This is a genomic window from Neobacillus drentensis (genome assembly GCF_036965645.1).
In the GTDB taxonomy this organism is placed as follows: Bacteria; Bacillota; Bacilli; order Bacillales; family Cytobacillaceae; genus Neobacillus; species Neobacillus drentensis_D.
On the sequence record NZ_JBALPZ010000104.1, the window covers coordinates 1,803 to 6,881 of the forward strand.

General features: G+C 39.5%; 3 protein-coding genes, 1 rRNA gene, 1 pseudogene and 1 other annotated feature. Of the genes and pseudogenes, 1 reads left to right on the plus strand and 4 read right to left on the minus strand.

Going from position 1 to position 5,079, the window contains the following annotated elements; translation table 11 throughout:
• Nucleotides 1-71 precede the first annotated feature (71 nt).
• Nucleotides 72-290 (minus strand) — a binding site (T-box leader).
• A gap of 52 nt (nt 291-342) precedes the next feature.
• From V7266_RS19240 to guaB, 3 genes and pseudogenes are all read right to left on the minus strand, one after another.
• Nucleotides 343-615 (minus strand): annotated as a pseudogene (locus V7266_RS19240) (pyridoxal 5'-phosphate synthase glutaminase subunit PdxT); the annotation flags it as partial.
• 86 nt (nt 616-701) lie between these two features.
• A complete protein-coding gene (locus tag V7266_RS19245) occupies nt 702-2,015 on the minus strand; it encodes a serine hydrolase (RefSeq protein ID WP_335470008.1) in 1,314 nt (437 codons plus the stop codon).
• A 220-nt stretch (nt 2,016-2,235) separates the two neighbouring features.
• Nucleotides 2,236-3,705 (minus strand): IMP dehydrogenase, encoded by a 1,470-nt coding sequence (gene guaB, locus V7266_RS19250; protein WP_335470005.1) that lies wholly within the window; start codon nt 3,703-3,705, stop codon nt 2,236-2,238.
• Nucleotides 3,706-3,804: 99 nt separating this feature from the next.
• On the opposite strand from guaB, the gene V7266_RS19255 reads away from it, so the two are divergent.
• Nucleotides 3,805-4,755: a YaaC family protein gene (locus V7266_RS19255; RefSeq protein ID WP_335470011.1), complete on the plus strand. Its 951-nt coding sequence runs from the start codon at nt 3,805-3,807 to the stop codon at nt 4,753-4,755.
• A gap of 220 nt (nt 4,756-4,975) precedes the next feature.
• Here the strand turns inward: V7266_RS19255 and rrf are convergent.
• Nucleotides 4,976-5,079, minus strand: a 5S ribosomal RNA gene (rrf, locus tag V7266_RS19260); the annotation flags it as partial.

A 5,079-nucleotide genomic window follows, 5' to 3' on the forward strand; every position in this document is an offset into this window, starting at 1 on the left:
TCCAATCAACATCGTTTCAAAATGAACAATAACCTTTAACACAGCCAAAATAAAAAAACTCCCGCCCCAAATACAGGGACGAGAGTTAGTCGCGATACCACCCTGGTTGACAGCATAAGCTGCCCACCTCAAAGAACTGTAACGGTTTTTACCGAAAGTACTTACTTACCTAATTGGTGTTCCGTACCTTGCTCGAGGAGGGATTCACCAGATTCACACACCGGTTCACACCACCCACCGGTTCTCTTTAGAGTGAGATTCTTGTTACTAGTTCCTCTCATTGCTGTTTCATTATTGATTTGTTTTATAATTTACTATAATTATGAACCAAATGCAACCAAATTAAACAAATTGTTTCGCTTTTGCTTCCTTTACCATTTCGACGAAGTAAGCCGTAATCGCATGGTTTTTCGTTAATTCTGGATGAAATGAGCAGCCAAGAAATTGCCCTTCCCGTGCGGCGATGATGCGGTCATTATACTTGGACAAAATTTAAACATTCTCGCCGACCTCAACGATGTGCAGTGCACGGATAAACACCGCTGGAAAGCTGTCAGATACGCCCCTTATGGCGAGGTCGGCTTCGAAGCTGTCCACTTGACGGCCAAATGAGTTTCATTCCACCTTAGCAACTAAAAAGGATTCCTGTCAAAACAAGAATCCTTTTCTTTAACTATATGGTAAATATTAACGTACAGAGATTAAAACCATCCCTTAACGGTTGTTCCTATCCCGTGAAAAACATCTCCAAAGAAATTACCGATGCCACGCATCATTAGGACAAACCAGTTAGCCTTTTCAACATCTTCAGCAGCAACAACATCCACTTGTGCTTTCTTTTGACCCTCAGCTGTTAAGAAGCTTACCTTCTCGCCATTCTTTGGTTTTAGTGTCACATAACCGATTGTTTCACCCTTTTTAATCGGTGCGGTTAGCTCACCATCTTTGTTAACTTTATTTTTATCCAAAACCAGAACAGGTTGGTAGTTTTTCTCTTCACCATTTAGAACGGTCATATTAATAGCTGATTTCGTATAAATCTTTACTTGATCTTCTTTCCCTTTAAGGACTGGCAGCGTCTTTTGTCCTTTTACCTGATAATGTTTTGGAACAAGTTTTACATTTGTATAGTTACTGAAAGCATAATCCAGCATTTTTCTAGTTTCTTCAAATCGTGCACTATATCCACCTTGTCCAGATGCATCCTTAGCGTTCTGCACAACTGTAATAAATCGTTTTCCATCACGGCTCGCTGTTCCGGTAAAGCAGTAGCCTGCAAAATCAGTTGTTCCTGTTTTTAGTCCGTCCATCCCTTGGTAACCATAATCTAGTGATGGAAGCATCCAGTTCCAGTTAATCATATTAATTTGGTCAGATGTTCCTTCACGAAATACCTTCTTTGGCGTGCTGGCTGTTTTTAGCACATCAGGAAAATCATTAATTAAGTGAAAAGCTAGTTTTGCGACTGCCCGGGCTGACATCACATTTTCATCCTCCGCACCCGTTCCTTCTGGCTGGAGGCCTTTGTAATCTCGATTGTTCAAACCTGTAGAGTTTACAAATTTATAATCCTTCAATCCCAATTCTTTCGCTTTATCATTCATCATTTTTACAAAGTTTGTTTCTGAACCGCCCATAATTTCTGCAAGCGCAATGGTTGCGGCATTAGCTGAGTAAATCGCCATAGCTTGATATAACTCTCGAACTTTATAAGTCCCATCTGCACGTAATGGTACATTAGATAAGTCACGACGCTGAGATATTTTGTACACGAGGTCACTTACTTTGTACTCCTGATCCCATTTTACTTTTCCTTTTTTCACTGAATCAAGCAGGATATATTCAGTCATCATTTTGGTCATACTCGCAATTCCTAGTACACTATCAGCATTCTTTTCATATAAGACCTTACCAGTCTTTCCGTCTACTAAAATGGCTCCATCTGCATTCACATTTAAAGCTGCTTCTGCATGTGCCTTATGTACGCCAGCAAAAACGCTAAAAAACATCAACATTGCTAACGAACTTGCAACCAATTTCCGATAAAAATGTTTGTTCACTATTACACGCCCTCCAAGGAATTTATACACTTTGAATATTTTATCATACCTGACTACTAAATCATAGACGGAGCATTGAACCATTCTTTGGCATCTGATTAAAAATTCCTTAAAATTAATAGGAAATTTTTCATAATAAAAACAGAGAAGTATGACCTCTCTGTTTTGGAAAAATCTATAAAGAATAATTTGGTGCTTCCTTGGTAATTTGAACATCATGTGGATGACTTTCCTTCAGTCCAGCACCTGTCATCTTAATAAATTGTGCTTTTGTTCTTAAATCATGAAGATCCTTTGTCCCGCAGTAGCCCATACCTGACCGGATGCCGCCAATTAGCTGGTAAACCGTCTCAGCCAATGGACCTTTATATGGGATCCGCCCTTCAATTCCTTCTGGAACGAACTTTTTATTATCCTCTTGGAAATAACGGTCTTTTGAACCCTTTTCCATTGCCGCAACAGAACCCATTCCTCTGTATACCTTAAAGCGGCGTCCTTGGAAAATCTCCGTTTCACCAGGACTCTCAGATACGCCTGCCAATAAGCTTCCCAGCATAACAGCGTGTCCGCCTGCTGCCAAGGCCTTTACGATATCGCCAGAATATTTAATCCCGCCATCAGCGATAATTGTTTTTCCGTGCTTCATCGCTTCTTCTGCACAATCATAAACAGCCGTAATTTGTGGTACTCCTACACCTGCTACAACCCTTGTTGTACAAATCGAACCAGGTCCGATTCCTACCTTTACCACATCTGCACCAGCTTCGATTAGGTCCTTTGTCGCTTCAGCTGTTGCTACATTTCCTGCAATAATCGTAAGGCTAGGATACGCATCTCTGATTTCCTTTACCATATCAAGAACGCCTTTAGAATGTCCATGAGCTGTATCAATAACAATGGCATCGACATTTGCTGCTACTAGAGCCTCTACCCGCTTCATTGTATCTTTTGTTACTCCAACAGCTGCACCGGCCAATAAACGACCTTGACTGTCTTTTGCGGAGTTAGGAAACTCAATTACTTTTTCAATATCTTTAATCGTAATTAAGCCTTTTAATACGCCTTCCTCATTTACAAGCGGAAGTTTTTCAATTTTATGCTTTTGAAGTATTTTTTCAGCTTCTTTTAACGTTGTCCCAACAGGGGCTGTTACAAGATTTTCCTTCGTCATAACATCAGAGATCTTGAATGAATAATCTTGATCTTGAATAAAACGAAGGTCACGGTTTGTAATAATGCCTATTAGCTTTTGGTCCTCCATATTATTAACAATTGGAACACCAGAAATTCGGTACTTACCCATTAAATGTTCCGCATCAAACACTTGGTGTTCAGGGGTTAGGAAAAATGGATCCGTAATAACTCCGCTCTCAGATCTCTTAACCTTCTCAACTTGTTCTGCCTGCTGTTCAATGGTCATATTCTTGTGGATGATTCCTAAGCCGCCTTGACGGGCAATGGAAATCGCCATTTCAGATTCCGTTACAGTGTCCATTCCAGCACTGATAATTGGAATATTTAGCTTTACACTTGGCGTTAACTCTACTTGCAGATTGACATCTTTAGGCAGTACCTCTGACTTACCCGGAATTAATAAAACATCATCAAACGTTAATCCTTCTTTTGCAAATTTGTTTTCCCACATTTTTTAACAGCCCCCCAGAACAAAAAATATTATTTGTAGGTTATCAATTGGACAAAATACTGTCAAGGAATAAATATTAAATTGATTTTTCTGAAAAAGGTGAGCGACTTGGTTACTAACTATAAAGATTGGAAAAGTTACTCTTGTTTTTTTTCGGCAGAATACTGCCAAAGATACTTAAAGATGTGCTACCAGAAGCGAAATATTGATAACCCTGAACAAAAAAGCTATGAAAATGGATATGCCTTTCTCTATTATCTCGAACATGGGAAAATATATTATGATCAAGCAGAAAAGTCTCCACTAATTTTAAAGCCCATATTACTTTTTTATGGACTTGTCCATTTAATTAAAGCTTGTATCCTAACCATAGACCCATCTTATCCAGAAACTACCGCAGTATTAGCCCACGGTGTTTCTACAAGGAAAAGAAAAAAGCAAAATTATCTTTTTTTCCAAGATGAAGTAAAGTTTCAAAAAAATGGCCTTTTCCCCTTTATGTCAGAGAAAATGTTTCACATGAAACAGTTGGAAGGGGAAAAAGCTATTATGGAGGAGTTATTACAGCTTATACCTGAATTAAATGAATTATTCTTTATCGTTGAAGGAAAAAGGACATTTGCCAGTGTAACTCAGTGTGATCATAAACTTCTGATCCCTGAGTTTGTACTGGATCACTATCATATGACGGAGAGCAGGTTTAAGGAGTTTTTTACCTCAAAGTTTAAGAACAATGTGGAGTTTGCTAATGAGGGGCTTGCCTTTCAGATAAGTGAGGACTTTCCTTTTGAAATGTCACCACTTTTTTACAACTTGGAAGATAAATGTTACACACTCCCACTCGATAAAGGAAACTTCACTCATTTTCCAGAGCTGCTTGTTCACTATCTTTTGTTATATAACCTGAGTATGATTGCCCGTTATGAAACAGAATGGTGGAGTGAGTTAACGAAGATGATGCCCAACCGAGATTATCCATTTATCAAGTCATTCATCGAGGTCACAATGAAAAAAGGGCCGTTTTTGATCTATAAATTTCTTATGAAATAAGAACAAAAGCGCAAGCGCCTTGGTCAGCCCCGACAAGCATAAGACGAGCCGGCTGAAAGGTTGTTTTTTAACCTTTTGGACGGATTGGCTGTGACCATCGAGGGGCTAGGCGCTGGAGCTGGACGTAGACAGTCCCTTTATTAACAGTTATCCACAAGCGAAAATTTTATAATTTCCTAAATGACAAAAAAGGACAATCCTTCCGGATTGTCCCTAATTTGCCTGGCAACGTCCTACTCTCACAGGGACAAAGTCCCAACTACCATCGGCGCTGAGAAGCTTAACTTCCGTGTTCGGTATGGGAACGGGTGTGACCTTCTCGCC

Bases quoted from the DNA above. Each gene is read 5' to 3' on its own strand.
- guaB (WP_335470005.1), bottom strand. From the start codon at position 3,705: ATGTGGGAAAACAAATTTGCAAAAGAAGGATTAACGTTTGATGATGTT.
- V7266_RS19245 (WP_335470008.1), bottom strand. From the start codon at position 2,015: ATGTTGATGTTTTTTAGCGTTTTTGCTGGCGTACATAAGGCACATGCA.